Origin of the sequence: Arthrobacter sp. zg-Y1171 (assembly GCF_025244845.1) — a bacterium.
GTDB lineage: Bacteria > Actinomycetota > Actinomycetes > Actinomycetales > Micrococcaceae > Arthrobacter_B.
The window spans coordinates 2,807,368-2,831,674 of sequence record NZ_CP104264.1 but is presented as its reverse complement, the minus strand read 5'-3'; the positions used below and the strand labels follow the sequence as shown (position 1 = coordinate 2,831,674).

The window sequence follows — 24,307 nt, the reverse complement described above, 5'->3', positions numbered from 1 at the left end:
AACGCTACGCGGGCACGGCCGGTGTGTGACCCCTCCACTGCGAAACCCGATCCGGCAAGGGAAAAGTCCCGCCGAAACCGACGGGACTCTGCGAACTCAGTAGGGGTAGAGCGGAGCCTTGCGGAAGTACGGGGTGGACGGCCGCAGATACAGCATCACGATCCCGGCAATTCCCAGGAGGCTGGAGGCCAGCGAAATCAGGCTCAGTGGTGAGGTGAAGTAAGCGCCCAGCATGGTGAGGATGCCGATCAGGGAGAAGGCGGCAAACACGGTGCCTAGAATGCGGGCCCAGTTTTTCCCCCTCCGCACAAAGAACGCGATCAGTAGGTAGATTGCAAAGCCGATCAGGGCCACGACGATGCCAAAGGAAATGAGGAAGGAGCTCACGCCTTCTTCGTCCAAACCGGTTTCGGCGAACGCCTCCTGCTCCTGGGACGTCATGATCGACGGCAGGCTGAAGGAGGTGATGACGTTGTTGATGAGGCTCAGCACGCCTGCCGCAATGATCAACCAGGATCCGATGATGACCTCGCGAGGGGCAGGGCCCTTCGCCGGTTTGACCGGCGGTGCATAGGAGTAAGGCTGGGCGTAGCCGGAGGGCTGGGTGTAGCCGGAGGGACCGGACTTGTCGTAGGGGCCGCCAGGGGCATACTGGCCGTACTGCGGCTCAGGGCGGGAGCCGGGACCGGCTCCGGGAAGGGTGAATCCATCGGGATTCGCAGCGCCGCCTGCACCCGCGGGGCTGGTGGGGCCGTCCGGATTGGTCGGGTGGTTGGGCTCGCGCCCTGGCTCGGGAGTGTTTTCTGGTGTGCTCATGTCCGCCTGCTTGCTGGTTGGTGTCTCGAAGCGGCTGGACGAAGGTGCCGTCGGCGTGGCCGGGGCGCCCCCGCAGCCAAACATCCAGCGTATCGCGGTGGGGCCGGGACGGTCAGGGGTCCCGGAAAGATGGCCCCGGAACGCACCCCGGAAAACAGCCCCAAAAAAACGGCCCCGGACCAATGGGTCCGGGGCCGCCCTGTGGGGGGATATGGGGGTCTAGGCTGCTACGAAGGCCGCGTCGACGTTGATGGTGACCTTGTCGCCCACCAGGACGCCGCCGGTTTCCAGTGCCGCGTTCCAGGTCAGGTCGAAGTCCTTGCGGCTGATCACCGTGCTGGCGGAGAAGCCGGAGCGGGTGGCGCCGAAGGGATCCACGGCCACACCGTTGAACTCCGTGTCCATGACGACGGAGTGGGTGATGCCCTTGATCGTCAGGTCGCCGGTGACCTTGTAGGTGGAGCCGGCGCTTTCAATTCCGGTCGCAGTGAACGTCAGCTCCGGGAACTGCTCGACGTCGAAGAAGTCCGCGCTCTTGACGTGGGCGTCGCGGTTGGCGTCGTTGGAGTTGAAGGAGTCAGCGGCAATGACGGCAGTTACCACGGTGTCAGCCAGGGTCTCGCCGACCACGAGCGTGGCCTCGACCTTGTCGAAGTTGCCGCGGACCTTGCTGATGCCGGCGTGACGGACGGTGAAGCCCACTTCGCTGTGGGAGGCGTCGAAATTCCAGGTTCCGGTGGTGAGGCCGCTGGGGATCATGGAGAGCTCCTTCTGGTAGCGGTGCTGCCGGGAGGCCCCGACGGCACTTTCATGCATTTGCATACAGTGTTGCACGGTTTGGTTAAAGGTTCAAGTGAAATGGGCCCGTCGATTTCGAAGATTTAGCTGACGGCTCCAACTCTGCGAAACTGGGACACATGTCCCGCTCATCCATACACCTCGTGCGCCACGGTGAAGTCTTCAATCCGGACAAGGTCCTTTACGGACGCCTTCCGGAGTTCCATTTGTCCGACCTCGGGCGCCAGATGGCGGACCGGGTGGCGGAACACTTCATCGAAGAGCGCAGCAAGGGGGCCAACCTGGTCTACCTGGTTGCTTCGCCGCTGACCCGGGCCCAGGAGACCGCCGCCCCGCTGGCGGCCGGACTGAACCTGGAGATCGCCACGGACGAGCGGATTATTGAGGCGGAAAACCGCTTTGAGGGTATGTCCCGCATCAAGAGCCAGCTGCGCAATCCGCGCTACTGGCCGCTCCTGCGCAATCCCATGCGGCCTTCCTGGGGGGAGCCGTACGCCAAGCAGGTTGCCCGTGTGATGTCCGCCGTTGATGATGCGCGGATGCGCGCCGTGGAACTCGGCGGAGATGATGCCGAAGCCGTTTTGGTCAGCCACCAGCTGCCGATCTGGGTCACCCGGCTCGCCGCCGAGGGGCGGAAGCTCTGGCATGACCCCCGCCAGCGCGAGTGCACATTGACCTCCGTCACCACCCTGGAGTTCGACGGCGCCGTACTCACCGGCGTGCGCTACGCCGAGCCCAGCGCGGACCTCCTTCCCGGTGCAGCAAATGTTCCGGGAGCATAATAGAATTACTACGCGTTGTAGAAGTGGCTCCTCCCTGCCGCGATGAAAGCTGGAAATCCTTGAAGAACCGCACACGCCCTGCTGAGCCGGAAGCCCTTGGACGCCGTTCCTTCCTTCGGCTCGGTGCCGGGCTGGCCCTCGCCGTCCCCTTTGCCGCAGCTGCCGCCGGCTGTTCCACGGATGACCCCCTGGCCGAGCAGGCCAACGCTGGAGACAACAAGAACTACATTGCCGGAGACGGCTCCGTCACTGAATACGACGCCGCCGAACGCGGCGAAGCGGTGCAGTTCTCCGGTTCCTTGTTCGACGGCACCGAGGTGACCTCCGCCGACTGGGCGGGCGACGTCGTCGTACTCAACTTCTGGTACGCGGCCTGCGCCCCGTGCCGGAAGGAAGCCCCGGACCTGGTGGAGCTGCACGATGAGTTCGCCGGTGCCGGTGCCCGCTTCTACGGCGTGAATATCCGGGACGAGAAGGCCACCGCGGAAGCCTTCGAACGGAACTTCAACATTCCGTACCCCAGTTTCCGGGACAAGGACGGCGGCGTGCTGCTGGCCATGACCAACTTCGTTCCGCCGTCGGCCGTACCCACCACGCTGGTGCTGGACCGGCAGGGCCGCGTGGCTGCCCGCATCCTCGGACTGGCAGACAAGGGCACCTTGAAGGCCCTGATCAGCGACTCGCTGGCAGCGTAGGGACAGTGTCCTTCCTTACTGCCGTCGTGGCCCCGGTGACTGAGTCCACCGCCAATACCTTTGCCGACACCGTCCTGAACGGGTCCGTCCTGCTGGCTATCCCCGTGGCTGCCCTCGCAGGTCTCGTATCCTTCCTTTCCCCCTGTGTGCTGCCCCTGGTTCCGGGCTACCTCGGCTATGTCACCGGGTTGACCGGCGTCGACCTGCAAAAGCAGCGGCGGGGACGGATGTTCGCCGGCATCGGATTGTTCGTGCTCGGCTTCTCCGTGGTCTTCGTGGCCCTGGGCGCCGGAATCGGACAGCTGGGTGCGTGGTTGAAAGGCTCCGAACAGGCTTGGATCTCGCAGGTCCTCGGCCTCGTTGTGATCCTGCTGGGCATCGTGTTTATGGGCGGCATGAGCTGGTTCCAGCGGGACCGCAAGATCGAAGCCAAGCCGCCGGCCGGGCTCTGGGGAGCTCCGGTGCTCGGCATCACCTTCGGGCTGGGCTGGGCACCGTGCATCGGCCCAACGCTTTCGGCAGTCCAGCTGCTTTCCTTCTCCGGCAGCGACGCCAGTGCCGCAAAGGGAGCCCTGCTGACCTTCGTGTACTGCCTCGGACTGGGGCTGCCTTTCCTGCTCATTGCCGTCGGGTTCCGCCGCGGCATGGGCGCCCTTGGCGTCTTCCGCCGGCACCGGCTGGCCCTGCAGCGTTTCGGGGGCGGCATGCTGATTGCCCTGGGCCTGCTGATGGTCAGCGGTGTCTGGAACCAGTGGATCAACCAGCTCCAAGGTTGGTTGGGTAATGTGACCCTGCCGATCTGATGCCGAAACCCAGTGAAGAACAGACGACCAATGAGAACACCTTGACCCCGGGACCGGATGACGTGACAGACAAAGCAACAACGCCCCGCCCGTCCAACCCCCGCCCTGCCAAGGGACGCCGGGACGACGTTGCGCTGCCCGCCCTGGGGCTGCTTGGCACGCTGCGCTGGGCCTGGAACCAGCTGACCAGCATGAAGACGGCGCTGTTCCTGCTGCTGCTGCTCGCCGTCGCCGCCGTGCCCGGATCGCTGTTTCCGCAGCGCCCCGCCGATCCCTCGGTAGTCACGCAGTACATCAAGGACAACCCGGAAACCGGGCCCTGGCTGGACCGCTTCCAGCTTTTCGACGTGTATTCCTCCGTCTGGTTCTCGGCGATCTACCTGCTGCTGTTCATCTCGCTGATCGGCTGCGTGATTCCCCGGGCCAAGGCCCACTTCAAGGCCATGCGTTCCAAGCCTCCGCGCACGCCGAGCCGTCTCTCCCGGATGCCCGAATACGGCACGCTGACGGTTCCGGCGTCGATGTCTATGACGCCGGCCGAAGCCGTGCGGGACGCTGCCTCAATCCTGCGCCGCCGCGGTTACCGTGTGGATGTCCGGGACGCGGACGGCGACCGACCCTCCGTCGGAGCCGAGCGCGGCTTCGCCAAGGAACTGGGCAACCTGGTGTTCCACACCAGCCTGATCGGCGTCCTGGCCTGCGTGGCTCTGGGCGGGTTGTTCGGCTACAGCGGACAGAAGATCGTGGTGGAGGGGGAGTCCTTCGTCAACACCCTGGTCAGCTACGACACCTTCACGCCCGGCTCCAACTTCACCGAAGACCAGCTGAGCCCCTATTCGCTGACACTGGACGACTTCCAGATCGAGTTCGACCGCGAATCCGAGACCCACTACGGACAGCCCCTGGACTTCACGGCGAACGTGACCGTGAAAGAAGACCCCGGGGCCGAGCCCGAGGAACAGGTCCTGAAGGTCAACTCGCCCCTGACGCTGGGCGGCACCCGGGTGTACCTGGTGGGCAACGGCTACGCCCCGGTAGTGACCGTGCGCGACGGCGAGGGCAACGTGGCGCTGGAAGGCCCGGTCGTGGCCGTACCCACCGATGCCATGTACACCTCCCTGGCAGTGGTCAAGGCTCCGGATGCCAAGCCGGACCAGCTCGGCTTCGTCGGATTCTTCCTGCCCACCGCCATGATCGACGAAGCCGGAGTCAGCTACTCCGGCGACCCGGATCCGATCAACCCCCAGCTGAACCTCAACTCCTACTACGGAGACCTGGGGCTGGACGAAGGTGTACCCTCCAACGTCTACGTGCTGGAAACCGAAGACCTGACCCCGCTGAACAACCGCGACCTCGACGCCGGCGGCATTGTGCTGGGCGCCAACCAGACCTACGAACTCCCCGACGGCAAGGGATCCATCACCTTCGACGGCCTCAAACGGTACGCCGCCCTGGACATCCACTACGATCCGGGAAAGACCGGCGTCCTGGTGTTTGCCGTGCTCTCCCTGTCCGGTCTGGCTGCCTCGCTGTTCCTGGCACGCCGGCGGGTCTGGGTGCGGGCCGGCCAGCACCCGGACGGACGGGTCATGGTCGAATACGGGCTGCTGGCCCGGGGCGAAGATCCCCGGCTGACCAGTGAAGCAGCTGCGCTCCGCGGACTGTTCGCAGAGAAGTGGTTGGCACCGCAGGACGCAGAAGGACAGAATGTTGGACGGGCCACCGTCTCCGCAAACGCAACGGCGGACAGCAATGCCGCAGAAAATCCAGGTAAGGACCAGTAATGCCCTCCATCGATTACACCCTCGCCCTTTACAGTGAGCGCTTTATGCTGCTGGCGGCGTTCGCCTACACGGTCGCCTTCCTGGCGTTCGCGTGGGACCTGGCAAAGAGCAGCAAGACCATCCGGGCGGTGGAGAGCCGGCTGGAACAGAAGACCGCCGTGCGTGAAGCCGTTCCCGCCGGCTCCGGCAACGGCTTCGCCCGGGACTGGGATGCCGACGGCAGCCGCGAGGCACAGACCGCTGACAGCGCCATGGGCTATACCGGTCCGCGGCGCAACGCAGCCCGGGTAGGCGTTGCCCTGACCGTGCTGGCCGCAGCCGTCCACGCGGCCGGCGTCATCACCCGCGGCATGGCCGCGCACCGGGTTCCCTGGGGCAACATGTACGAGTTCTGCACTACGGGCGCCCTGGTGGTGGCCGTGGTGTTCCTGCTGGTGCTGACCCGCCGGGACCTGCGTTTCCTCGGCACCGTGGTGGTGGGCCTGGTGCTGGTTATGATGATGGCCGCCACTATCGGCTTCCCGACGCCGGTGGCACACCTGGTTCCGGCGCTGCAGAGCTACTGGCTGATCATCCATGTTTCGGTTGCCGTGATTGCGTCGGCACTGTTCACGCTGACGTTCGCCATGTCCGTCCTGCAGCTCCTGCAGGCTGACCGCGAAACCCGGATCCGCTCCGGACGCAAGGAACGGCTGCCGTTCATGCGCATTGTGCCTTCCGCGCAGAGCCTGGAAAACCTGTCCTACCGCATCAACGCAGTGGCTTTCGTATTGTGGACCTTCACCCTCATGGCCGGCTCCATCTGGGCCGAACAGGCGTGGGGCCGGTACTGGGGCTGGGACACCAAGGAAGTCTGGACCTTCGTTATCTGGGTGGTCTACGCAGGCTACCTGCACGCCCGTGCCACCCGCGGCTGGACCGGAACCCGTTCCGCCTGGCTGTCGATCGTCGGCTACCTCTGCGTGGTCTTCAACTTCACGATCGTCAACATGTTCTTCTCCGGCCTGCACAGCTACTCCGGCGTCTAACTCAACCGGGGTCCAGCCCCACAAGGGCTTGGCTGCCCGGCCCCGCAGACATGGAAAGACCCGTTCCGGGACATCCGGAACGGGTCTTTTTATGTGCAGCTATGGCTGCGAAGTGCTGCAGGGGCCTCAGGCGCCGGGCTTGCCGTCGTCGTTCTGTTTGTCCCTGCCTTCTTCCTTGGCCCGCAGCGCGGCCTCCCGGGCCCGCAGCTCGGCTTCCTTCTGTGCCTGGCGGCGCCGGACCTCGAGATTGCGCAGGAACTCCGGATCGTCGTCGGGCGCCGAGGGGCGCCGCGGCTCGCGCGGGCCGGGCCCTGCGGCGGGCCGGCCGAACAGGAACCAAAGCACTGCGCCCAGGACCGGAATGAGGACGATGGTGAACATCCAGGACACCTTGGAGATGCTGCGCACCTCGTTTGCCCGGGACATGAGGCAGTCGATAACGGCGTAAATGATCACGGCAGCGACGATGATGACGCCGAACAAGACAAGACGGGGCATACGGACATTGTAGTGGAGGGCACGGTCCGTGGCGTCGGATGGACGGAAGGAACACCGGGGACGCCGAGCGCCTAGAATGAAGGCGTGGCTTTCTGGAAATTTACTGCTCTCCGCCTGGGTTTGGTGGCCGTCTTCTTCGTGATCTGCATGGTGCTGCAACTCGGCCTCCTGCTCTCGGCGCTTGCCGCCGCCGTCCTGGCCTGGTGCGTGACCTACCTGTTTGCCCGCGATATGCGGGACGAAGCGGCCCGTACGGTGCAGCGGCGCTTCACCGAGGAACGTGCGCCCAAGCGCAACCGCGGAGAACTGGATGATTCCGCGGCGGAGGACACCTTGGTGGCCGAGAACCCGGATGTGCAGATCGACAACGACCGCCGCCGCGACGCCTAGCCTGCCGCGGCGACGCGGTAAGCCTAGGCCAGCAGCCGCGTGAGGACGAGTCCGGCGCCGTAGAGCACGCTGAAGCCGAGGTTGATCAGGCCGGTGTGCTTCAGGACCGGGATCAGGCTGGAACCCTTTTTACCCGTGAGCATCAGCCCGCAGGGCAGGATGCACGCCGGAATGAGCAGCAGCACCAGCAGGATCCACGGGTAGCTGCCCGCGATGAAGAGCGGCAGCAGCAGCGCCAGGGCCAGCATCATCACGTAGCTGATCCGTGCCGCGCCGTCGCCCAGCCGAACGGCGAGGGTCCGCTTGCCGGCCACCCGGTCCGTGGGGATGTCCCGGACGTTGTTGGCCATCAGCAGGGCCATGGCGATCAGGCCGGTGCCGATGGCGCCCAGCACCGAGGCTGTGTTGATTTCCAGCGCCTGCGTGTAGGTGGTGCCCAGCGTGGCCACCAGTCCGAAGAACACAAAGACGAAGATGTCGCCCAGCCCCCGGTAGCCGTAGGGGTTCTTCCCGCCGGTGTAGCCCCAGGCAGCGGCAACGCAGCCGATGCCCACGAGGATCAGGTACGGCGTGCCGGCCAGGACCACGAGGGCCACTCCCGCCAGCATGGCGGCGGCGAAGCAACCGAACGCCGCGTACTTGACCTGCTTCGGGGACGCCAGCCGGGAACCGGTCAGCCGCAGCGGCCCCACCCGGTTGTCATCCGTGCCGCGGATGCCGTCCGAATAATCGTTCGCGTAGTTCACGCCCACCTGCAGCAGTACGGCAATCAGGGCGGCCAGGACGGCACGGACGGGAGAGAAACCCCCGAGGTCGTACGCGGCGGCGGATCCGATAATGACCGGCGCGATTGCCATCGGCAGCGTCCTGGGGCGGGCGCCTTCTAACCATTGGGCGGCTGTAGCCACGGTGTTGTTCCTTAGTTCTTGAGTTGAGACAGGTGCGTAAAAGACGGGTCAGTGCCGCGCGGCGGCCAGCAGCCGCAGCAGCGTCATGCGGTCCGCCTTGCCGTTGGGCAGCAAGGGCAGGGATTCAAGCAGCAGGACCACCTTCGGGACGGCAGCGGCGCCCAGCCGGGAGCGGACGGCATCTCGGATCAGTTCGGGGTCCACGCTGCCCACGACGGCGGCGCCCACCCGGGAGCCCCATTCGGCGTCGTCCAGGCCCAGCACAAAGGCCTGGTCGACGCCGGCAACCGTCTCCACTGCCTCGGCCACGGCCTGCGCGGAGACCTTGATCCCGCCGCTGACAATGACGTCGTCCAGCCTGCCGGAGACGGTGACCCTGCCGGCGTCATCCACTGTGCCGGTGTCATCCGTGCGGAACCAGCGGCGTCCGGAGTTGAACCGGAAACGGTCCTCGGTCAGGTCCGGCCGGCCCATGTACCCGTCCGAAAGGACGTCACCGGCAATCCAGAGGCGCCCCTCCCACCGGATGACGTCGACGCCGGGCAGCGGCACGCCGTCGTAAACGCACCCGCCGCAGGTTTCGCTCATCCCGTACGTGGTCACAATGTTCAGCCCGTAGCCGCGGGCCTTTTCCAGCAGGGGAGCGCCGGCCGGAGCGCCGCCGAGCAGGATGGCGTTGAACCGGCGCAGCACGCGCAGGGTTTCCGGCGCCGGATCCTGCAGCAGGCGGTGGAGCTGGGTGGGCACCAGCGAGGTGAAGCGGTTGCGGTCCGTCATGTCCTCGGCTGCGCGGGTGAACACCTCGGCGCTGAACGGCACGGACAGGTCCATGAAGACCGGCTGCGTCCCGGCGTACAGGGAGCGGACCAGGACCTGGATGCCGGCAATGTAATTGACCGGCAGGGCCGCCAGCCACTGCCCGTCCGCCTTCAGGGCCATGGCGGTGGCCATGGAGGACGCAGCCAGCGCGTCCGTGCTGAGCATGGTCTGCTTCGGGGTGCCGGTGGAGCCGGAGGTGCTCACCACCAGGGCAATGTCGTCATTGGGCAGTTCGCCCTCGAACGTCTGGTCCGGGTCGGTGTGCGGCGCCACCGCGGGGCCTTCACCGGCCAGGGCATCGGCAAGCGGGGAGAGGAGCATGCCGGCGTCGAAGCCGGGGGTAATCAGGACTGGGAGCAGTTCCAAGGAGGTCCTAGAAGTAGTAGGGGAACGAGGACCAGTCCGGGTCGCGTTTGGCAAGGAACGCTTCCTTGCCCTCCACCGCCTCGTCCGTCATGTAGGCCAGCCGCGTCGCCTCGCCGGCAAAGACCTGCTGCCCGGCCAGGCCGTCGTCGGCCAGGTTGAAGGCGAACTTGAGCATCCGGATGGCCTGCGGCGACTGCCGGGCAATGTCTGCGGCGTATTCCAGGGCGACCTTTTCCAGGTCCGCGTGGTCCACGGCTTCGTTGACGGCGCCCATGGCCACCATCTCCTCGGCGGAGTACTCCCGGGCGAGGAAGAAGATCTCGCGGGCCTTTTTCTGCCCGATCTGCCGGGCCAGGAGCGCCGAGCCGTAACCGGCGTCGAAGCTGCCCACGGTCGCGTCGGTCTGCTTGAACTTGCCGTGCTGGCGCGAGGCGATGGTCAGGTCCGAGACCACGTGCAGGCTGTGGCCGCCGCCGGCTGCCCAGCCGTTCACGACACTGATGACCACCTTGGGCATGGTGCGCATCAGGCGCTGCACTTCCAGGATGTGCAGCCGGCCGGCGCGCGCCGGGTCGATGGTTTCCTTCGTCTCTCCCTCGGCGTACCGGTACCCGTCTCGGCCGCGGATCCGCTGGTCCCCGCCGGAGCAGAAGGAGTGGCCGCCGTCCTTGGGGGAGGGGCCGTTGCCGGTGAGCAGGACGGTGGCGACGTCGGGCGTCATCCGGGCGTGGTCCATGGCCCGGTACAGCTCGTCCACGGTGCCCGGACGGAAGGCATTGCGGACCTCCGGCCGGTTGAACGCGATACGCACGGTCGGCAGGTCACGCACGACTGCGCCGTCGGCGTCGCGCTCCACCTGGCGGTGGTACGTCATGTCCTGCAGGTCCTCGAACCCGGAAACAAGACGCCACTGCTGCGGGTCGAAGATATCGGACACCTGTACTGGAAGTTCTGTGCTCACAAACCGAGTTTATCGCCAGTGGGCAAAACCGCCGGACGGCGGGCTCCCGTCCGGCGAAGCATCCGCCCGGGCACCGGTGTGCCCGGCTCCGGGGCCAGTTCTCCGCTTACCCCTGTCGGGTCCGTGCGCCCTGCTCCAAGCTTGTAGGTATGGCTGGCTCCGTTTCGGGGATCGATGGCCCCGCATCCGATGCAATGCTCTCTCTCGGCAGGTTCTTCACCCGGTGGGATGAAACGGGTGACGGACGGGCCGTGTTCCGGGAAGGCGGCCGTGAGGGGGACGCCTTCTACCGGAACCGGTGGAGCCACGACAAGGTGGTGCGCTCCACCCACGGCGTGAACTGCACGGGCTCCTGTTCGTGGAAGGTGTACGTCAAGGACGGGATCATCACCTGGGAGGCGCAGGAAACCGACTATCCCTCGGTGGGGCCGGACCGGCCGGAGTATGAGCCCCGCGGCTGCCCCCGCGGTGCGGCCTTTTCCTGGTACACCTATTCCCCCACCAGGGTCCGGTTCCCCTACATCCGCGGGGTGCTGCTGGAAATGTACCGGGAGGCCAGACAGCGCACGGGGGACCCGGTGCTGGCCTGGGAAGAGATCGTGAATGATCCGCAGCTCCGCCGGACCTACCAGCAGGCCCGCGGCAAGGGCGGGCTGGTGCGCTCCAGCTGGGCCGAAGCACTGGAGATGACGGCCGCAGCGCACATTTCGACGATCAAAAACTACGGACCGGACCGCTGCACGGGCTTCTCGCCGATTCCGGCCATGTCCATGGTGTCGCACGCGGCCGGAGCGCGGTTCATCAACCTCATCGGCGGGGTGATGAACAGCTTCTACGACTGGTACGCGGACCTTCCCGTGGCCAGCCCGCAGGTGTTCGGCGACCAGACGGACGTCCCCGAATCCGGGGACTGGTGGGATGCCACCTACCTGATGATGTGGGGCTCCAACATCCCGGTGACGCGCACCCCGGATGCGCACTGGATGGTGGAAGGGCGCTACCGCGGGACCAAGGTGGTCTCCGTCAGCCCCGACTATGCGGACAACACGAAGTTCGCGGACGAATGGCTGCCGGCCGCCGCCGGCTCCGACGGTGCGCTCGCCATGGCCATGGGACACGTGATCCTCAAGGAAAACTTCGTGGACCGGCGCGTGCCGTTCTTCGAAGGCTACGTGCTGCAGTACACCGACCTGCCGTTCCTCGTCACGCTCGAGGAGCGGGACGACGGCACCGTGGTGCCCGGAAAGTTCCTCACCGCCGCGGACCTGGGACGCCGCGAAGCCAAGGCCTCCGACTCCGCGTTCAAGACGGTCCTGCTGGACCGCGAGGCCGGCACCCCGGTAGTGCCCAACGGATCGGTGGGATTCCGGTACAACGAGGCCGACGCCGGCAAGTGGAACCTCGACCTGCAGGGCGTGGTGCCGGCACTGTCCATCGCGGATGCCGCGAGCGTCCGGCAGGGGACCAGCCGGGTGGACCTGCCCGCCTTTACGGATCCCGGCGGCACGGGGTCCGTCCTGCGCCGCGGCGTGCCGGTGACCACCGTGGCGGGAAAAACCGTCACCACCGTGTTCGATCTGATGCTTGCCCAGTACGGACTCGGGCGGAACGGCCTGCCGGGGGACTGGGCGGCGGGCTTCGACGACGCCGCAACCCCCTACACTCCGGCGTGGCAGCAGGAGGTCACCAACGTGGCCCCCGACGCCGTGATCCGCACGGCCCGGGACTTCGCGGCCAACGCGGAGAAGTCGAACGGCCGGTCCATGATCATCCTCGGCGCCGGCATCTGCCAGTGGTACCACGGGGACGTGACCTACCGGGCCATCCTGGCTCTGCTGATGCTCTGCGGCTGCCAGGGCCGCAACGGCGGCGGCTGGGCGCACTACGTGGGCCAGGAAAAGTGCCGGCCCATCACCGGCTGGGCGGCCATGGCCTCGGCCGGGGACTGGAACCGGCCGCCGCGCTTTATGATCGGCACCGCGTTCTGGTACATGCATACCGACCAGTTCCGTTCCGACGGCTATTCCTCCGACTCGATGCAGTCACCCCTGGCCAGCGGACACCTGCGCGGTCTGCACACCGCCGACGTCATCGCGAAGTCCACCCGGATGGGCTGGATGCCTTTCTTCCCCCAGTTCGATGCGAAGAACTCCCTCGATGTTGCCGACGAGGCGGCTGCAGGGGTGGCCCGGGGCGAGGCGCCCGACGAGCCGGGGTGGGTGGCGCAGCAACTCAAGGACGGGCGGCTGCGGTTTGCCGTGGAGGACGTGGACGCTCCGGAAAACTGGCCGAGGACGCTGATCCTGTGGCGGTCGAACCTGCTGGGCTCCTCCGCCAAGGGGGAGGAGTATTTCCAGAAACACCTGCTCGGCACGCTGAACAACGTGATGGGCGCGGATCACAGCGAGTCCCGGCCGCGCGACGTCGTCTGGCGCGAAGACGCGCCGCAGGGCAAGCTCGATCTGCTGGTTTCCGCCGACTTCCGGATGACGAGCTCCACGCTGCTGTCCGACGTCGTGTTTCCCGCTGCCACCTGGTACGAGAAATACGACCTTTCCTCCACGGACATGCACCCCTACGTGCACGCGTTCACGCCCGCCATCCCGCCGCCGTGGGAAGCGAAGACGGATTACGACCTGTTCCGCCTGCTCTCGGAGGAGTTCTCCCGGCAGGCCGCCACGCACCTCGGCGTGCGGAAGGACATGGTGGCCACGGCACTGACCCATGACACGCCCGGAGAGATCGCGCAGCCCGGAGGGCACGCCCCGGACTGGAAGGGCACCGACATCCCCGCGGTTCCGGGAAAGAACCTGCCCTCCCTTGCCGTGGTGGAGCGGGACTATACGGCCATCGCCGAGAAGTTCGCCGCCGTCGGACCGCTGGCGGACAAACTGGGATTCACCACCAAATACGTCAAGTACGACGTGACGCGGCCCTTGGAACAGCTGGCCCGCAAGCACGGCGTCTTTGACCGGGGTGCAGCGGCGGGCCGCCCGGCCGTGGACACCGACGCCCGCATGGCCGAGGCGATCCTGCTGCTCTCCGGTACCACCAACGGGGAACTGGCCGTGCAGGGGTTCCGGACCCTGGAGAAACGGACCGGAACGCCGCTCGTGGATCTGGCCGAGGGTGCCGAGGACCGGCAGATCACCTTCCGAGACACCCAGGACCGGCCGACGCCGGTGCTGACCTCCCCGGAATGGTCCGGCTCCGAGACCGGGGGCCGGCGCTACGCACCGTTCACGATCAACATCGAACGGCTCAAGCCCTTCCACACCCTGACCGGGCGGATGCATTTCTTCCTCGACCATGACTGGATCCTGGACATGGGCGAGGCCCTGCCGATCTACCGGCCGCCGCTGGACATGCACCGCCTGTTCGGGGAACCACAGCTGGGCACCCGCGGGGAGCTCTCCGTGGCAGTGCGCTACCTGACCCCGCACAACAAGTGGTCCATCCACTCCGAATACCAGGACAACCTGCTGATGCTCTCGCTGTCCCGCGGCGGAACCTCGGTTTGGATGAGCCCGCAGGACGCCGCCCTGATCGAGGTATCGGACAACGAGTGGGTGGAATGCGTGTCCAACTCGGGGGTGCTGGTGGGCCGGGCGATTGTCAGCAGCCGGATGCCGGCCGGAGTGATTTACGTCTACCACGCGCAGGAACGCATCATCGATGTGCCCAAGTCCGAAGCCACCGGCCGGCGCGGCGGCATCCACAACTCCGTGACCCGGATCCTGGTCAAACCCACCCACATGATCGGCGGGTATGCCCAGCTGTCCTGGGCCTTCAACTATCTCGGCCCCACCGGCAACCAGCGGGACATTGTCTCCGTGGTGCGTAAACGTTCCCAGGAGGTGCAGTACTGATGCGGATCATGGCGCAGACAGCAATGGTGATGGCGCTGGACAAGTGCATCGGCTGCCACACCTGTTCGGTGACCTGCAAACAGGCCTGGACCAACCGGGCCGGCACCGAGTACGTGTGGTTCAACAACGTGGAGACCCGGCCCGGGCAGGGGTATCCGCGCAGGTACGAAGACCAGGAGCGGTGGAAGGGCGGCTGGGAGCTGAACAACCGCGGCAGGCTGAAGCTCAAAGCCGGCGGGAGGCTGGCCAAGCTCTTCGGTATCTTTGCCAGCCCGGTCCAGCCGGAGCTGAATGACTACTACGAGCCCTGGACCTACGACTACGAAAACCTGATCAACGCACCGGCCGGCAATGACTTTCCCGTGGCCAAGCCCAAGTCCCTGATCACCGGCAAGGACATGAAAATCACCTGGTCGGCCAACTGGGACGACGACCTGGGCGGGTCCGAGCGCACCGGCGGGCAGGACCCGGTGCTGGAGAAAATGCGCCGGGACGCGGAGGAGAAGGTGAAGCTGGAATTCGATTCCACCTTCATGTTCTATCTGCCGAGGATCTGCGAGCACTGCCTGAATCCCTCCTGCATGGCTTCCTGCCCGTCGGGCGCAATCTACAAGCGCGAAGAGGACGGCATTGTGCTGGTGGACCAGGACCGCTGCCGGGGCTGGCGGCAGTGCATCACCGGCTGCCCCTACAAGAAGATGTACTTCAACCACCGCTCCGGCAAGGCGGAGAAGTGCACGTTCTGCTATCCGCGCATCGAGGTGGGCATCCCCACGGTCTGCGCCGAAACGTGTGTGGGCCGGCTGCGGTACATCGGGATCTTCCTGTACGACGCCGACCGGGTCACCGAAGCCGCGTCCGTGCCCAACGAGCAGGACCTCTACGAGGCGCAGCTGGACCTGATGATGGACCCCAATGATCCGGAGGTCATTGCCGGCGCCCGGGCCGAAGGCATCCCGGAGGACTGGCTGGACGCCGCCCGGCGCTCGCCGGTCTACGCCCTGGCCAAGGAAATGCGGGTGGCGCTGCCGCTGCACCCCGAATACCGCACGATGCCGATGGTCTGGTACGTGCCGCCGCTGTCCCCGATCGTGGACGTGCTGAAGGAGCAGGGGCACGACGGCGAAGCGGCGGAGAATCTCTTCGGCGCCATCGAGGCCCTGCGGATTCCGGTGGAATACCTCGCCGAACTGTTCACAGCAGGGGACACGGACCTGGTCACCGCAGTGCTGCGGAAACTCGCCGCCATGCGCGCCTACATGCGGAACATCACCCTGGGTGATGAGCCTGACGAGCGGATCGCGGCCGACGTCGGCATGACCGGCGCGCAGATTGTCGCGATGTACCGGCTGATGGCCATTGCAAAGTACGAGGAGCGGTACGTGATTCCCGCCGCGCACGCGGAGGACGCGCACAACCTTGAGGAGATCGGCTGTTCCCTGGACGTGGACGGCGGCCCCGGGATGGGGCAGACAGGGGTCTTCGGTGAGGCTTCCGGGCGGCCGATGCCCGTGGCGGTGGAGAACTTCGAGGCCCTGCAGGCCCGGCAGCGCGGGGAGGACCCGACGGGCAACGGCAACCTGGGCGGGCGGGTGAACCTGCTCAACTGGGATGGACGGGGCTCTCCGCAGGGGTTGTTTCCGGCCAACAACAACCGCGGCGCACCCGATGAGGGAGCCGGCGAGGGCATGGGCGCGGGCTACGACCAGGCCGAGGGAGACGGGCCCGGTTCGGATCAAGGCAGGGCTGATAAATGAGCCTGCTGGAGAAGCTGCTCGGCAAACCCGGGAAGGGCACCCTGGCGCCCGAGCCCTACGCCGATGCCCGGCCGGGCCGCAGCCGGGTGATCCGGCAGGCGGCTGCCCTGCTGCTCGAATACCCCGACGAGCAGCTGGTGGAACTGATCCCGGGAATCCGCGCGGCCCTGGCTGAAGCCGGGGCACCGGCGGAGGAGCTGGAGCCGCTCTTCGCCTGGCTGTCGTCCCGGCCGCTGCCGGATGTGCAGGCGGCCTATGTGCAGGAATTCGACCTGTCCAAGCGGCACAGCCTGCACCTGACCTACTGGACCGACGGGGATACCCGCCGCCGGGGTGAGGCGCTCGCCGCCTTCAAGGAGATCTACCGCTCCCACGGTGTGCTGCCGGAAGGCACCGAGCTGCCGGACTACCTGCCCCTGGTGCTGGAATTCGCCGCCAAGGTTTCTCCGGAGGACGGTTACGAACTGCTGCAGCGCTACCGTCCGTCAGTGGAACTGCTCCGGCTGGCCCTGCGGGACGACGACCTGCCCTACGAGGGCGTCCTGACCCTGGTCTGCTCCACCCTTCCCGGTGTGTCACCCGAAACCCAGGCCGCCGTGATGCGTACCGCGGGCTACGGCCCGCCCACCGAAACCGTGGGGCTGGAACCGTACAGCTCGCGGCTGCTGCCGGTGAGCGAAAGGAGCCACCCATGACTGCCGTACCCGCACCGCTGGACGTGCCGCCGCCGGGGAACGTGCAGGTGGGAGTGGACGACGTCATGCTTTGGGGAGTGCTGCCCTATCTGGTGCTGGCCATCCTGGTGCTCGGCTCCATCTGGCGGTACCGGTATGACCAGTTCGGCTGGACCACCCGGTCATCCCAGCTCTACGAGTCCCGGCTGCTGCGCATCGCTTCCCCGCTCTTCCACTTCGGGATCCTGGCGGTGATTGTGGGGCATTTCGTCGGATTGGTGATTCCGAAAACCTGGATGGACGCGATCGGACTCAACGAGGACACCTACCATTTCTTCGCCCTGAGCGTGGGCATCCTGGCGGGCGTAGCCACGCTGGTGGGGATAGTGCTGTTGATTTACCGACGCCGGACCACCGGCCCGGTCTTCATGGCCACCACCCGCAATGACAAAGGGATGTACATCTTCCTCCTGGCTGCGATCCTGACCGGACTCGCGACCACGGTCTTTTCCGTTTTCGACACGAACATCGTCAACTACCGGGACACCGTGGCGCCGTGGTTCCGCTCCATCTTCATCCTGCAGCCCGACATCACGGGAATGACGGCTGCCTCCATGTCCTTCAAGATCCATACGGTCTTCGGGCTGGTGCTCTTTGCCCTCTGGCCCTTCACCCGGCTGGTCCATGCGTTTACCGCGCCCGTGCACTACCTGTTCCGGCCCTACATCGTCTACCGCTCACGGGGCCGGCGGCCGGTTCCGGGGGCCAGGACGCCGCGCGGCGGCTGGGACCCCGTGGGGACCCCCGACCGGGACCGCCCGGGCACACCTTAGGAACCGAGTTCATCTGGCGGAAGGCAGGCAGCCCATGTCCACAGCATCTTCTCCTCCGGCCGCAGGCGCAGACCTCCGGTCCGGCCAGCTGCGGAACCTGATCGTCGCAACCATTGCCTCCACAGTGGGGTTCTGGGCCTGGACGATCATCGGACCGCTCTCCAGCCGCTACGCCGCAGACATGGACCTGGGTGCCGGACAAACCTCGGTCCTTGTGGCCATGCCGATCCTGGTCGGCTCGGTGGCCCGGATCCCCGTCGGCGCCCTGACGGACCGCTACGGCGGCCGCGTCATGTTCACCGTGATCCTGGGAGTGACGGCCCCGCTGGTACTGCTCACCGGAATCGTCGGCCAGCAGGGCAACTTCCCCTTCCTGGTGGTCATCGCGTTCTTCCTCGGCATCGCCGGGACCGTCTTCGCGATCGGCATCCCCTTCTGCTCCGCCTGGTACGAACGCAGCCGGAAGGGCTTCGCCACCGGGGTGTTCGGGGCCGGCATGGTGGGGACGGCCGTGTCGGCGTTCTTCACCCCGCGGCTGGTGGCCGCCGTCGGCTACATGGGCACCCACATCACCATCGCCGTCGTCGTCGCGGCCATGGCAGTGCTGAGCTGGCTGATCCTGCGCGAATCCCCGGCCTGGTCAAGGCCCACGGAACCGGTGCTGCCGAAGATCACCCACGCCTTCACCCTGCGCGTCACCTGGCAGCTGTGCTTCCTGTACGGCGTGGTGTTCGGTGCGTTTGTGGCGTTCTCCAACTACCTGCCCACCTATCTGGGCAATGTCTACGATTACGATGCGACCGCGGCAGGAACCAGGACCGCAGGCTTCGCCGTGGCCGCCGTCATCGCCCGGCCGATCGGCGGCACCATCGCGGACAAGGTCGGGCCGAAACTGGTCACGCTCGCTTCCTTTGCCGGCACGGCAGTCCTGGCCGTTATTGTTGCCCTCCGGCCGGAGGAGGAGGAGGTCTACGGTACGGCGTTCATCCTGATGGCCTTGTTCCTGGGGCTGGGCACCGGCGGAGTGTTCGCCTGGGTGGGCCGTGCCGCTCCGGCGCAGGACGTGGGCACCGTCGGCGGGATTATTGCCGCCGCCGGCGGGCTCGGCGGCTACTTCCCTCCGCTGGTTATGGGGGCAACCTATGATCCGGCGAACCGCAGCTATTTCGTGGGCCTGATGCTGCTTGCGGCCTTTGCCGCCGTCGCCCTGCTGCTGACGTTCACGGTGCGCAACGGCGGCAGGGTGGATACCCGCTCCGGTACCTGAGCCCTTGGCCTCCGGAGACCGGCGGGTAGAGTCGGAGCATGGGTGCAACTGAACTGATTCTGGTCCGCCACGGTGAATCCGCCGGCAACGTGGCCGCTACCCGCGCAGGCCGCGAGGGCGCCGAACGTATCGACCTTCCCTGGCGGGACCCCGATGTCCCGCTCAGCTCCGACGGCGAGCAGCAGGCGGCAGCGCTTGGCCGCTGGATTGCCGGGCTTCCCGCCGAAGAGCTGCCCGAGTCCGTCTGGTGTTCGCCCTACCTGCGGGCCCGGCAGACGGCCGAACTGGCGGGGCTGGCCGGCCTCACCGGTGGCATGCGGATTGACGAGCGCCTGCGGGACCGGGAACTCGGGATCCTGGATCTGTTGACCTCCGCCGGCGTCGCGGCGCGTTTCCCCGGGGAAGCCGAACGCCGGTCCTGGCTGGGGAAATTCGCCTACCGTCCGCCGGGCGGCGAGTCCTGGGCCGACGTCGCGCTGCGGCTGCGGTCGGTGTTCCGGGACCTCGACGACGAGGAAGACGGCAAGCGTGTGGCGGTGGTTTGCCACGACGCCGTGATCCTGCTGATCCGTTACGTGCTGGAACGGATCAGCGAGCAGGAACTGCTGGACACCGCCGCCGCCAACAGCGTGCGGAACGGCTCCGTGACCCGGCTGGTGCGCCCCACCGGCACCGGGCTCTGGAAACTACACACCTTCAACAGCGTGCTCCACCTGCAGGACAGCGGAGCACCGGTAACCGAACATGCAGGAGAAACCGATGACATCCACCCCCGTTGAGCTTGTTACCCCCGCACTGCTGCGCGGCTGGCGGCTTTCCACCGAGGCCTCCGGCAAGGAGGACCGCGGCACCGTGCTGGTGATCGGCGGAGCGCGCAGCACCCCGGGAGCGGTGATGCTGACCGGGCTTGCCGGACTGCGGGTCGGCGCCGGCCGCCTGACCATGGGGTTGGCGGAATCGGCGGCGATCGCCGTCGCCGTGGCCATCCCCGAATCCGGGGTGGTGGGACTGCCGGAGGAAGACGGCGGGATTGACGGCGCGGCGGCCGGCAAGCGGCTCGAATCCGATCTTTCGACGGCGTCGGCAGTAGTGATCGGCCCCGGCCTGGACGACGCCGAGCAGGCCGCAGCGCTCCTGCGTTCAGTGGTTCCGCTGCTCGGGGAAAAGACACAGGTGGTACTGGACGCCTTTGCCCTCGGAGTGCTGCCCGGGCTGCCGGAACTTTACGACACCCTGGCCGGCCGGCTGGTCCTGACCCCGAACGGTGCTGAAATCCTGCGCCTCCTCGAGGACGAGGATGCCGACGAAGACTCCCTGGACCTGCCGAAAGCCTCCCTGGAGGTGGCACGGAAATACCGGGCGGTGGTCAGCGCGCACAACGTCATTACCGCTCCTGACGGAAGGAGCTGGGAAGTGCCGGCCGGGAACTCGGGCCTGGGTACCTCCGGGTCCGGGGATGTCCTTGCCGGTGCGGTGGGCGGGTTCCTTGCCCGCGGTGCGACGCCGGAACAGGCAGCGTGCTGGGGCACCTATCTGCACGCGGTGAGCGGGGACCGGCTCTCCGCCTCGCGGGGACCGCTCAGCTTCCTGGCGCGGGAGCTGCTCGAGGCCATGCCGCCGGTGATCGCGGAGTTGAGCTAGCGAGGGCTGTATCCCGGCGGAACGGCCCATATCCTGAGGTAATGACAGCGAACGAATACCGGACCGGCCCTCCGGGGCGACCTGCGGCCCACATTCCGTGGCTTTCCTACCGTTTCACCCGCCGTGACGCCGTGGCAGCAGGTTTCTACGTGGTGTTCCTGCTGGTCCTGAGCTTTGCGCCTGGACTCGTTATGCCTGTCCTGGTGATGCTGGTTCCGGATCCGGTTGCAGCCGCCTACGTCCTGAACCTGGCGTTTTACGGGGTCGCAGGCCTCCTGGCTTTCCTCGCGGCCCGGCCCTACGTGGTGCGGGAAACGAAGATTCTGGCTACCCGGCCGGTGCTGTCCCTGTCCCTGATTCCGGCCGGCGTCCTCGTCATGCTCATTGTCACCATGATCGGGGCGTTGCTGAGCGGGCAGGTCGAAACGGCGGTGAACCAGGAAGCCGTCGAGGGATTTGTGGGGTCCGTATCGCCGTGGCTGGTGGTGCCGCTGCTGGTGGTGCTGGCGCCCTTTGTCGAGGAGTACATTTTCCGCCACCTGCTGATCGGCAAGCTCAGCCGGTACTGGAACCTCTGGGGATGCTGCATCCTGTCGGTCCTGTTATTCGCCTCCATCCACATTGTGGGCAAGGAATCCCTGACCCTGCCGGTGCTGATGCCCTACCTGGCGATGGGCGCCACCCTCGTAGGCATCTACGTCTGGGCCGGAAACAACTTCATGCTTTCCTACGGTGTGCACGCCGCGAAAAACCTGCTGGGTGTCATCCTCCTCTACAGCGTGCCGCCGGAGCTGTTGCAGCAGTAGCTGCTGCCTGCGTAGCTGCCGCGTCCCAGCGTCCGCCTTCTGTACAAGGGTGAGTCCCGGCGTCGTCAACCGATGCAGAATTCGTTCCCTTCCGGGTCGGCCATGGTGTACCAGGATTGCGGCCCCTGGCTGGCTTCATAAAGGAAGGTGGCTCCCCGCTGTTCCAGCCTGGGGCGTGCTTCCTCCTTGGCCATGTCATCCAGAATCACGTCGAGGTGGATCCGGTCCTTGACTGTCTTGGGTTCCGGCACCGTCTGGAACAGGATGCGCAGCCGCCCGCGGCGGCCCACCTGGTCGGGCGGGCAAATGGCCGCGACATCCCCCCAGACCCGGACGCCGTGGTGTTCCACTACGTCCGTCGGTGAGGCAAGGCCCTGGTCCAGGGCGGATTGGAGGACCTCCTGGTCGGTGGGTTCCCTGGCCCATTTGAGGGTTTCGGCCCACCAATCCGCTTGGTTGAGGGCATGGGTGCAGTCCACACAGATTTGTATGTTGTATGCCATGGCGCCCAGCGTAGGTTCGCGGCCGCTCCGGGGTCGCGCGTAGCGGCGGGCCGCGGACGTTCGGGCCTGCCCAGCTCCTCGCACGCGGCTGCACCGTCTCGGAATCCGTACGGGTCCCGAGACGGAGCGGCAGCTAGGAGCCGGCCTTTTCGATCCGCTCAGTTTCCGGGGCCCGAACCAGGGAGCCGTTGCAGGGAACGACCCGCTCCGGCCGGGCCAAGTAGAAAAAAGAACTCCGGGCATCGGAATCAAACCCGCCCGGCACCATCAGTGTGGAATAGTGCCGGCACCACTGCGGGGTATCGACGGCGGCCGCGAGCGCGGTGGCGACAGCCGGAACATTGTGGAACCACATCAGGTGCTGGGTACCTTCGGACACCAGATAGATGAGGTCCAGCTGCGGATCCGCCGTGACTTCGACGTCCGACCACTGTTCCCAGCCCTCGAGGCGGCGGCTGTGGATCCAATGGATGTTGTGCCCGGGGGCGAAGCCGCTGCAGTTGCTGAGACCGGATTTGCTGACACTGGAGATGCTCACAGTGGGTTCCTTTGCAGGTTGTCCTTGCCTGCGACGAATGACGCAGGCCGCTTCGTCATCCGAACCACCCGCCGAACAATGGGGTTGGTGTGGGGCCAGTCGGAGCTTTTGTGCCCGGTAAACCGGGCGAAGGCCACATCTCGTGAAGCTGAAAACTACTCTAGCGGAGGCCACTGACATTTCGACAGTGGACCGTTTTCGGGATGCCGTTCGAGGGTTCCGTTGGGGTGCGCCGGGGCGGACCGATGGGGGTACGTTCCGGTGGGTGCGCCGGGCGGACAGGAACGGCGGCAACGAAAATCCCTGCTCGCAGAGCTCGCAAGGATTATTAAAGCCGCCTAACCCGGTCCGTCCGGCGCCTACGCACCTCGCCTTCCGTCGGCGCGAGGACCTCGGGGGCGACGCCCGTCCCTCCCAGTCGAAGATGTACGCAGGCCGCGTCCTGGTTGGGACGCTGCCCGTGGCCGGAGGGCCTGGAGGAAGGCGCTCCGGCACCTATAACCGCCACCGGAGGAGCTGGGCCCAGCCCGCCCCGGAAGGTGCTGGACACCACGCGCCGCCACCGGAGGGGCTGGAGGAAGGCGGCTTTAATATTTCCCGCGAGCTCTGCGAGCGGGGAATTTCGTTGCCGCCGTTCCAGCCCCGCAGGGGGCGGACCCGGCGGACCCGGCTGGACCCGGCTGGACCCGGGCAAGACGAGACTTACCGCCAGCCGGCCCCCGGCGCCACAAGCTTGACGATGCTCTCCAGCAAATGCGCGTTGTACTCCACGCCCAGCTGGTTCGGCACGGTCACCAGGACAGTGTCGGCTTCCTGCACCGCAGCATCCGCGGCCAATTCGGCAGCAATGACGTCCGGTTCACCGATGTAGCTCTTCCCGAACCGGGCCAATCCGCCGTCGAGGTGGCCCACCTGGTCCCGTCCTTCGGCCTGTGCGCGCAGCCCGAAGTAGTGCCGGTCCTGCCCGGTCACCAGCGGAATGATGCTGCGGCTGACGGACACCCGCGGGGTGCCCTGGTGTCCGGCGTCGGCCCAGGCCTTCCGGTACACCGCAATCTGCTCGGCCTGCAGCTGGTCGAACGGCATCCCGGTGTCCTCGGTCAGGAGCGTGGAGCTCATCAGGTTCATGCCCTGCTCACCGGTCCACTTGGCGGTGGCCCGGGTCCCGGACCCCCACCAGATCCGCTCCGGCAGTCCGGGGGACAGCGGGTCAATGGCCATGGCTCCGGTGCTGCCGGTCATGGCCGGATCGGCCTGCGCCACTCCTGCGCCGGCAATGGCGGCACGGAACACTTCGGTGTGCTGCCGGGCCATGTCGGCGTCGGAGGAATCCGGGCCGGGAACGTAGCCGAAGGACTCATAACCGCGCAGGGCGGGCTCGGGGGATCCCCGGCTGATGCCGAGCTGCAGCCTGCCGCCGCTGATCAGGTCCGCCACTGCGGCGTCTTCTGCCATCGCCAGCGGATTCATGTAGCGCATGTCGATCACTCCCGTGCCCAGCTCGATCCTGCTGGTCCGCGCGGCCATGGCGGCGAGCATGGGGAAGGGGGCGGAGAACTGCGGGGCAAAGTGGTGCACCCGCATATACGCGCCGTCGACGCCGATTTCCTCGGCGGCGACCGTCAGCTCAATCTGCTGCAGTATTGCGTCCTGCGCACTGGGAGTCATCGACCCCACAGCATTCCGGTAATGTCCGAAGGACAGGAATCCTATTTTCTTCATAGAAGCTCCAGCGCCGGAAGCGTCGGCAGTATTCCCGGTCACCTGCGCC

General features: G+C 66.6%; 23 protein-coding genes and 1 riboswitch. Of the genes, 14 read left to right on the top strand and 9 right to left on the bottom strand.

The window, feature by feature from the left end:
- Window positions 1–96 precede the first annotated feature (96 nt).
- Together N2L00_RS13290 and N2L00_RS13285 are read right to left on the bottom strand one after the other, a co-directional pair.
- Complete coding sequence (locus N2L00_RS13290; protein ID WP_255862559.1) at window positions 97–816, bottom strand: hypothetical protein; 720 nt, start codon at window positions 814–816, stop codon at window positions 97–99.
- 219 nt (window positions 817–1,035) lie between these two features.
- Window positions 1,036–1,575 carry a YceI family protein gene (locus N2L00_RS13285; RefSeq protein WP_255765712.1) on the bottom strand — a complete coding sequence of 180 codons (540 nt, stop codon included), beginning with the start codon at window positions 1,573–1,575 and terminating at the stop codon, window positions 1,036–1,038.
- A 158-nt stretch (window positions 1,576–1,733) separates the two neighbouring features.
- On the opposite strand from N2L00_RS13285, the gene N2L00_RS13280 reads away from it, so the two are divergent.
- The 5 genes from N2L00_RS13280 to ccsB are packed head-to-tail and all read left to right on the top strand — an operon-like array spanning window position 1,734 to window position 6,706.
- A complete protein-coding gene (locus tag N2L00_RS13280; protein WP_227919063.1) occupies window positions 1,734–2,396 on the top strand; it encodes a histidine phosphatase family protein in 663 nt (220 codons plus the stop codon).
- A 59-nt stretch (window positions 2,397–2,455) separates the two neighbouring features.
- Window positions 2,456–3,091 carry a TlpA family protein disulfide reductase gene (locus N2L00_RS13275; RefSeq protein WP_370646931.1) on the top strand — a complete coding sequence of 212 codons (636 nt, stop codon included), beginning with the start codon at window positions 2,456–2,458 and terminating at the stop codon, window positions 3,089–3,091.
- Between the two features lie 5 nt (window positions 3,092–3,096).
- Entirely contained in the window at window positions 3,097–3,894 is a 798-nt protein-coding gene (locus N2L00_RS13270; protein ID WP_255765027.1) for a cytochrome c biogenesis CcdA family protein, read from the top strand.
- Window positions 3,894–5,678 (top strand): cytochrome c biogenesis protein ResB, encoded by a 1,785-nt coding sequence (locus N2L00_RS13265; protein ID WP_260554355.1) that lies wholly within the window; start codon window positions 3,894–3,896, stop codon window positions 5,676–5,678. The genes N2L00_RS13270 and N2L00_RS13265 overlap by 1 nt, the downstream gene beginning before the upstream one ends.
- Window positions 5,678–6,706, top strand: a complete 1,029-nt coding sequence (ccsB, locus tag N2L00_RS13260) for a c-type cytochrome biogenesis protein CcsB (protein WP_255765026.1) — start codon at window positions 5,678–5,680, stop codon at window positions 6,704–6,706. Before N2L00_RS13265 ends, ccsB begins: the two co-directional genes overlap by 1 nt.
- 126 nt (window positions 6,707–6,832) lie before the next feature.
- On the opposite strand, the gene N2L00_RS13255 is transcribed toward ccsB, so the two are convergent.
- On the bottom strand, window positions 6,833–7,204 hold the full coding sequence (locus N2L00_RS13255; RefSeq protein ID WP_255862560.1) for a PLD nuclease N-terminal domain-containing protein: 372 nt from the start codon (window positions 7,202–7,204) through the stop codon (window positions 6,833–6,835).
- An 84-nt stretch (window positions 7,205–7,288) separates the two neighbouring features.
- On the opposite strand from N2L00_RS13255, the gene N2L00_RS13250 reads away from it, so the two are divergent.
- Entirely contained in the window at window positions 7,289–7,594 is a 306-nt protein-coding gene (locus N2L00_RS13250) for a DUF4229 domain-containing protein (RefSeq protein ID WP_255765024.1), read from the top strand.
- A 23-nt stretch (window positions 7,595–7,617) separates the two neighbouring features.
- Here N2L00_RS13250 and N2L00_RS13245 read toward each other — a convergent pair whose 3' ends face one another.
- The 3 genes from N2L00_RS13245 to N2L00_RS13235 are packed head-to-tail and all read right to left on the bottom strand — an operon-like array spanning window position 7,618 to window position 10,648.
- The gene (locus N2L00_RS13245) at window positions 7,618–8,502 is read right to left on the bottom strand and encodes a 1,4-dihydroxy-2-naphthoate polyprenyltransferase (RefSeq protein WP_227919052.1); all 885 of its coding nucleotides are present in this window, start codon (window positions 8,500–8,502) and stop codon (window positions 7,618–7,620) included.
- A gap of 48 nt (window positions 8,503–8,550) precedes the next feature.
- Window positions 8,551–9,687 carry an AMP-binding protein gene (locus N2L00_RS13240; RefSeq protein WP_255765023.1) on the bottom strand — a complete coding sequence of 379 codons (1,137 nt, stop codon included), beginning with the start codon at window positions 9,685–9,687 and terminating at the stop codon, window positions 8,551–8,553.
- 7 nt (window positions 9,688–9,694) lie between these two features.
- Window positions 9,695–10,648: a 1,4-dihydroxy-2-naphthoyl-CoA synthase gene (locus N2L00_RS13235; protein ID WP_255765022.1), complete on the bottom strand. Its 954-nt coding sequence runs from the start codon at window positions 10,646–10,648 to the stop codon at window positions 9,695–9,697.
- A 149-nt stretch (window positions 10,649–10,797) separates the two neighbouring features.
- Here N2L00_RS13235 and N2L00_RS13230 point away from each other — a divergent pair, with 149 nt between their 5' ends.
- From N2L00_RS13230 to N2L00_RS13195, 8 genes are read left to right on the top strand one after another with little or no spacing between them, the layout of a single operon-like run.
- Window positions 10,798–14,517, top strand: coding sequence for a nitrate reductase subunit alpha (locus N2L00_RS13230; protein WP_255862561.1), 3,720 nt, complete (start codon window positions 10,798–10,800; stop codon window positions 14,515–14,517).
- A complete protein-coding gene (gene narH / locus N2L00_RS13225; protein ID WP_255862562.1) occupies window positions 14,517–16,274 on the top strand; it encodes a nitrate reductase subunit beta in 1,758 nt (585 codons plus the stop codon). Before N2L00_RS13230 ends, narH begins: the two co-directional genes overlap by 1 nt.
- A complete protein-coding gene (gene narJ / locus N2L00_RS13220) occupies window positions 16,271–16,969 on the top strand; it encodes a nitrate reductase molybdenum cofactor assembly chaperone (protein ID WP_255765019.1) in 699 nt (232 codons plus the stop codon). The genes narH and narJ overlap by 4 nt, the downstream gene beginning before the upstream one ends.
- Window positions 16,966–17,781 carry a respiratory nitrate reductase subunit gamma gene (gene narI, locus N2L00_RS13215; protein ID WP_255765018.1) on the top strand — a complete coding sequence of 272 codons (816 nt, stop codon included), beginning with the start codon at window positions 16,966–16,968 and terminating at the stop codon, window positions 17,779–17,781. Before narJ ends, narI begins: the two co-directional genes overlap by 4 nt.
- 34 nt (window positions 17,782–17,815) lie before the next feature.
- Window positions 17,816–19,048, top strand: a complete 1,233-nt coding sequence (locus N2L00_RS13210; RefSeq protein ID WP_255862563.1) for an MFS transporter — start codon at window positions 17,816–17,818, stop codon at window positions 19,046–19,048.
- A gap of 38 nt (window positions 19,049–19,086) precedes the next feature.
- Entirely contained in the window at window positions 19,087–19,827 is a 741-nt protein-coding gene (locus tag N2L00_RS13205; protein WP_255862564.1) for a histidine phosphatase family protein, read from the top strand.
- Window positions 19,808–20,689 carry an NAD(P)H-hydrate dehydratase gene (locus tag N2L00_RS13200; protein ID WP_255765015.1) on the top strand — a complete coding sequence of 294 codons (882 nt, stop codon included), beginning with the start codon at window positions 19,808–19,810 and terminating at the stop codon, window positions 20,687–20,689. The genes N2L00_RS13205 and N2L00_RS13200 overlap by 20 nt, the downstream gene beginning before the upstream one ends.
- A 41-nt stretch (window positions 20,690–20,730) precedes the next feature.
- Window positions 20,731–21,495, top strand: coding sequence for a CPBP family intramembrane glutamic endopeptidase (locus N2L00_RS13195; protein ID WP_255765014.1), 765 nt, complete (start codon window positions 20,731–20,733; stop codon window positions 21,493–21,495).
- 65 nt (window positions 21,496–21,560) lie between these two features.
- Here the strand turns inward: N2L00_RS13195 and N2L00_RS13190 are convergent, their stop codons facing one another.
- From N2L00_RS13190 to N2L00_RS13180, 3 genes are all read right to left on the bottom strand, one after another.
- Window positions 21,561–21,998, bottom strand: coding sequence for a VOC family protein (locus N2L00_RS13190; protein ID WP_255862565.1), 438 nt, complete (start codon window positions 21,996–21,998; stop codon window positions 21,561–21,563).
- 133 nt (window positions 21,999–22,131) lie between these two features.
- The gene (locus tag N2L00_RS13185) at window positions 22,132–22,536 is read right to left on the bottom strand and encodes a hypothetical protein (RefSeq protein ID WP_255862566.1); all 405 of its coding nucleotides are present in this window, start codon (window positions 22,534–22,536) and stop codon (window positions 22,132–22,134) included.
- 15 nt (window positions 22,537–22,551) lie between these two features.
- Window positions 22,552–22,684: riboswitch (SAM riboswitch) on the bottom strand.
- A gap of 554 nt (window positions 22,685–23,238) precedes the next feature.
- Entirely contained in the window at window positions 23,239–24,258 is a 1,020-nt protein-coding gene (locus N2L00_RS13180) for an LLM class flavin-dependent oxidoreductase (RefSeq protein ID WP_255862567.1), read from the bottom strand.
- Window positions 24,259–24,307 lie beyond the last annotated feature (49 nt).